The organism is Streptomyces sp. ICN903 (genome assembly GCF_022015835.1).
Lineage (GTDB): Bacteria > Actinomycetota > Actinomycetes > Streptomycetales > Streptomycetaceae > Streptomyces > Streptomyces fenghuangensis.
In genome coordinates, this window is sequence record NZ_JAKMAY010000352.1 from 1 (window position 1) to 5333 (window position 5333).

The 5333-nt window shown below is 72.5% G+C and carries 4 protein-coding genes; 2 read left to right on the top strand and 2 right to left on the bottom strand.

Annotated features, from left to right (window positions below; translation table 11 throughout):
* Positions 1-2: 2 nt before the first annotated feature.
* Positions 3-434 carry a pyridoxamine 5'-phosphate oxidase family protein gene (locus tag L7D48_RS25315; RefSeq protein WP_237882856.1) on the bottom strand — a complete coding sequence of 144 codons (432 nt, stop codon included), beginning with the start codon at positions 432-434 and terminating at the stop codon, positions 3-5.
* 111 nt (positions 435-545) lie between these two features.
* Here L7D48_RS25315 and clpB point away from each other — a divergent pair, with 111 nt between their 5' ends.
* Positions 546-3143, top strand: coding sequence for an ATP-dependent chaperone ClpB (gene clpB, locus L7D48_RS25320; protein WP_237882859.1), 2598 nt, complete (start codon positions 546-548; stop codon positions 3141-3143).
* A gap of 197 nt (positions 3144-3340) precedes the next feature.
* Positions 3341-3868, top strand: coding sequence for a YbjN domain-containing protein (locus L7D48_RS25325; RefSeq protein WP_206350342.1), 528 nt, complete (start codon positions 3341-3343; stop codon positions 3866-3868).
* A gap of 145 nt (positions 3869-4013) precedes the next feature.
* On the opposite strand, the gene L7D48_RS25330 is transcribed toward L7D48_RS25325, so the two are convergent.
* Positions 4014-5237 carry a pyridoxal phosphate-dependent aminotransferase gene (locus tag L7D48_RS25330; protein WP_237882861.1) on the bottom strand — a complete coding sequence of 408 codons (1224 nt, stop codon included), beginning with the start codon at positions 5235-5237 and terminating at the stop codon, positions 4014-4016.
* Positions 5238-5333 lie beyond the last annotated feature (96 nt).

Here is a 5333-nt window from a genome sequence, read left to right on the forward strand (position 1 = left end):
GGTCAGAGGGGCGGGACGGTGCCCATCGCCCGGTCCAGGGCGATCTCGATCAGCACCCGCTCCGGGTTGGGCGCGGGGGTGCGCCCGTACCGCTCGGCGTAGCGGGCGACCGCGTCCGCGATCGCGGACGCGTCGGTGCGCACCGACGCGACGCCCTCCAGGGTGGCCCAGCGCCCCCGGTCCACCTGGCAGACGGCGGCCCGGGCGCCTTCGGGCCTCCCCGCGGCGGCCAGGACGTTGGCGACCTTGGCGCTGGTGCGGCGGGTGATGACCCGCGCCAGGCCGGCCCCGGGATCGTAGGTGACCCCGACGGGCACCACGTGGGGAGTGCCGTCGGGGCGGAGCGTGGTCAGGGTGCACAGGTGCCGCTCCCGCCAGAAGGCGAGGTACGCGTCATCCGGGTGCCTGGGGTCCCGCCGGGATTCACTGGCCATGCTCCGGAAACTATCCCGGCGGCACTCCCGTTCGCCCCTTGAGTGGAATAGACTCAACTTACTGCATGCTGATGTGTGCAGAGTTGGCGACAGGAGGAGGAGCACGCACCCGTGGACGCCGAGCTGACCAACAGGAGCCGGGACGCGATCAGCGCGGCCAACAACCGCGCCCTCACCGGGGGCCACCCCGACATCACCCCGGCACATCTGCTGCTGGCCCTGCTGGAGGGCCAGGACAACGAGAACATCCAGGACCTGCTCGCGGCGGTCGACGCCGACCAGGCCGCCCTGCGCTCGGCGGCCGAGCGGCTGCTGGGCTCGCTGCCCAGCGTGCAGGGCTCCACCGTCGCCAAGCCGCAGCCCGACCGCGACCTGATGGCCGTCCTCGCCGACGCCTCCCGGCGGGCGAAGGAGCTGGGTGACGCCTACATCTCCACCGAGCACCTGCTCATCGGCCTGGCGGCCAGGGGCGGCCAGACCGGCAGGCTGCTCACCGAGCAGGGGGCCACCGCCGAGAAGCTGCTCACCGCCTTCGAGACCGCCCGCGGCGGCCAGCGCGTCACCACCGCCGACCCCGAGGGCACCTACAAGGCCCTGGAGAAGTTCGGCACCGACCTGACCGCCGCGGCCCGCGAGGGCCGGCTCGACCCCGTCATCGGCCGCGACCAGGAGATCCGCCGCGTGGTGCAGGTGCTCTCGCGGCGCACCAAGAACAACCCGGTCCTCATCGGCGAGCCCGGCGTCGGCAAGACGGCGGTCGTCGAGGGCCTGGCGCAGCGGATCGTCAAGGGCGACGTCCCCGAGTCGCTGAAGAACAAGCGCCTGGTCGCCCTCGACCTGGGCGCGATGGTGGCCGGGGCCAAGTACCGCGGCGAGTTCGAGGAGCGGCTCAAGGCCGTCCTGGGCGAGATCAAGTCCAGCGACGGGCGGATCATCACCTTCATCGACGAGCTGCACACCGTCGTGGGCGCGGGCGCCGGCGGCGACTCGGCGATGGACGCGGGCAACATGCTCAAGCCCATGCTGGCCCGCGGCGAGCTGCGCATGGTCGGCGCCACCACGCTGGACGAGTACCGCGAGCGGATCGAGAAGGACCCGGCCCTGGAGCGCCGATTCCAGCAGGTGCTGGTCGCCGAGCCCACCGTCGAGGACACCATCGCCATCCTGCGCGGCCTCAAGGGCCGCTACGAGGCGCACCACAAGGTGCAGATCGCCGACGGCGCGCTGGTGGCCGCCGCCGCCCTGTCCGACCGCTACATCACCTCCCGCTTCCTGCCGGACAAGGCCATCGACCTGGTCGACGAGGCCGCCTCCCGGCTGCGCATGGAGATCGACTCCTCGCCCGTGGAGATCGACGAGCTGCAGCGCGCCGTGGACCGGCTGAAGATGGAGGAGCTGGCGCTGGCGGGCGAGAGCGACGAGAGCTCCCGGGAGCGGCTGGAGCGGCTGCGCCGCGAACTGGCCGACCGCGAGGAGGAGCTGCGGGGGCTGACCGCCCGCTGGGAGAAGGAGAAGCAGGGCCTCAACCGCGTCGGCGAGCTGAAGGAGAGGCTCGACGAGGTGCGCGGCCAGGCCGAGCGCGCCCAGCGCGACGGCGACTTCGAGACCGCCTCCAAGCTGCTGTACGGCGAGATCCCCACCCTGGAACGCGAGCTGGAGGAGGCCTCGGCCGCCGAGCAGGAGCAGGAGACGAGCAAGGACACCATGGTCAAGGAGGAGGTCGGCTCGGACGACATCGCCGACGTCGTCGCCTCCTGGACCGGCATCCCCGCCGGACGGCTGCTGGAGGGCGAGACAAGGAAGCTGCTGCGCATGGAGGAGGAGCTGGGCCGGCGGCTGATCGGCCAGAGCGAGGCCGTACGCGCCGTATCCGACGCCGTGCGCCGCTCCCGCGCCGGAGTCGCCGACCCCGACCGGCCCACGGGCTCGTTCATGTTCCTCGGCCCCACCGGCGTCGGCAAGACCGAGCTGGCCAAGGCGCTCGCCGACTTCCTCTTCGACGACGAGCGGGCCATGGTCCGCATCGACATGAGCGAGTACGGCGAGAAGCACTCGGTCGCCCGGCTGGTCGGCGCGCCCCCCGGCTACGTCGGCTACGAGGAGGGCGGCCAGCTCACCGAGGCCGTGCGCCGGCGCCCGTACAGCGTGGTACTGCTGGACGAGGTGGAGAAGGCCCACCACGAGGTCTTCGACATCCTGCTCCAGGTCCTCGACGACGGGCGGCTGACCGACGGGCAGGGGCGGACGGTGGACTTCCGCAACACCATCCTCGTGCTCACCTCCAACCTCGGCAGCCAGTTCCTGATGGACCCCCTCGCCAAGGAGGAGGAGAAGCGGGAGAAGGTCATGGCGAGCGTCCGCTCCGCCTTCCGGCCGGAGTTCCTCAACCGGCTGGACGACCTGGTGATCTTCTCCGCGCTCAGCGGCGAGGAACTGCGCAGCATCGCCCGGCTCCAGATCGACGCCCTCTCCCGGCGCCTGTCCGACCGCCGCCTCACCCTCGACGTCTCCGACGCCGCGCTGGACTGGCTGGCGGTCGAGGGCAACGACCCGGCCTACGGAGCCCGGCCGCTGCGCCGCCTGGTCCAGACGGCCATCGGCGACCGGCTCGCCCGCGCGATCCTGGCCGGCGAGGTCCGCGACGGCGACACCGTCCGCGTGGACGTCGCCCTGGAGGCGGAGGGCCTGACCGTCGTCCCGGTGCGGTGACCGCGACGCTGTGACAGACGGTGCCCGGCGGCTCCTGAACCGCCGGGCACCGCCACGCATGCGCCCTGCCGGAGAAGGGAACCCCCATGCGGTCGGACGATCGTGTCAGTCCGACGGACGAGCGGTGAAGCCCGGGCTTGCCAGGACCGGGCCGGGGTGGGGGAGGATGGCAGGAATCGTATGAAGGGAAATCCACGGTGACTATCGACCCGTCCTCGATCCCGAACTTCGGGGGCCAGCAGCCCGAACAGCAGCCGACGGGGCCTGCCGGGCCCGTCATCCCGGACCAGGACCTGGTCAAGCAGCTCCTCGACCAGATGGAGCTGAAGTACGTCGTCGACGACGAGGGTGACCTCGCGGCGCCGTGGGAGGAGTTCCGCACCTACTTCATGTTCCGCGGCGAGAAGGAGCAGCAGGTCTTCTCCGTCCGGACGTTCTACGACCGCCCCCACTCCATCGAGGACAAGACCCGCCTGCTGGAGCTGATCGACGACTGGAACCGCCGCACCCTGTGGCCGAAGGTCTACAGCCACACGCACGACGACGGCACGGTCCGCCTGATCGGCGAGGCCCAGATGCTGGTCGGCGTCGGCGTCTCGCTGGAGCACTTCGTCTCCAGCACGGTGAGCTGGATCCGCGCCTCGGTCGAGTTCGACCGCTGGCTCGTGGAGCAGCTCGGCCTGGCCAAGGACGTCGAGGAGTCCGACGGTGAGGGCGAGGGCTGACCTCTCCGCCCTCCACACGAGGCCCCGCGCGGCCCCGGTGCACGGAACGCTTCGCGTCCGCCGCGCCGGGGCCGCCGCGCGTCCGGCGCCCCGAGGACCGGGGCGCCGGACGCCGCGGCGCGCGGGTTCGGACCGCCGCCGGCCGTCAGGAGGCGGCCCGGGCGCGGTCCGGGGCCGGGGTCAGCGCGCCCAGGCGCTCCACCGCCTCCCGCAACACCTCCTCGCGCTTGCAGAACGCGAAGCGCACGAAGTGCGCGCCCTGCGCCGCGTGGTCGTAGAAGACCGCGTTGGGCACGGCGACGACACCGCAGCGCTCGGGCAGGGCGCGGCAGAAGGCCACACCGTCGCTCTCGCCCAGGGGACGGATGTCGGTGGTGACGAAGTACGTGCCGGCGGGGCGGAAGACCTCGAAGCCCGCCCGGGTCAGGCCGTCCGCGAGCAGGTCCCGCTTGGCGCGCAGGTCCTCGCGCAGCTCCGTGTAGTACGAGTCCGGCAGGGCGAGCGCCTCGGCCACCGCGTACTGGAAGGGGCCGGCCGAGACGTACGTCAGGTACTGCTTGGCCGAGCGCACCGCCGACACCAGCTCCGGCGTGCCCGTCACCCAGCCGACCTTCCAGCCCGTGAAGGAGAAGGTCTTGCCGGCGGAGGAGATGGAGACGGTGCGCTCGCGCATCCCCGGCAGGGAGGCGATGGGGACGTGCTCGCCTTCGAAGACCAGGTGCTCGTAGACCTCGTCGGTGACCACCAGCAGGTCCCGCTCCACCGCCAGCGCGGCGATCGCCGTCAGCTCCTCGCGGGTGAGGACGGTGCCGGTGGGGTTGTGCGGGGTGTTGAGCAGGATCAGCCGGGTGCGGCCGGTGACGGCGTCGCGCAGCTCGTCCAGGTCCAGGCGGTACGCCGGCCCGGGCCCGGGGGAGGGCCGCAGGGTGACGGGGACGCGGGTGCCGCCGGCCATGGCGACGCAGGCCGCGTAGGAGTCGTAGTACGGCTCCAGCGCGATCACCTCGTCGCCCGGCTCCAGCAGGGCCAGCAGGGCGGCGGCGATCGCCTCGGTGGCCCCGGCGGTGACCAGGACCTCGGTGTCGGGGTCGTACTCCAGGCCGTGAAAGCGCCGCTGGTGGCCGGCGATCGCGTCGCGCAACTCGGGGACGCCGGGGCCGGGCGGGTACTGGTTGCCGCGGCCGTCCCGCAGGGCGCGCACGGCGGCTTCGCGGACCTGTTCGGGCCCGTCGGTGTCGGGGAAGCCCTGGCCCAGGTTGATCGATCCGGTCCGGACGGCCAGCGCCGACATCTCGGCGAAGACCGTCGTGCCGAACCCGGCCAGGCGGCGGTTGAGCAGCGGTCGTCCGGTGGAGGTCATGGCGGTCATCCTCCGCCCGGTACCCGGCTTCCTCAACTCCCCCCGCCCGTGCTTTGCTGCGGACATCGTGACGGCGGCCCCGGTGGGGGCTCGGAGGAGGGGTGT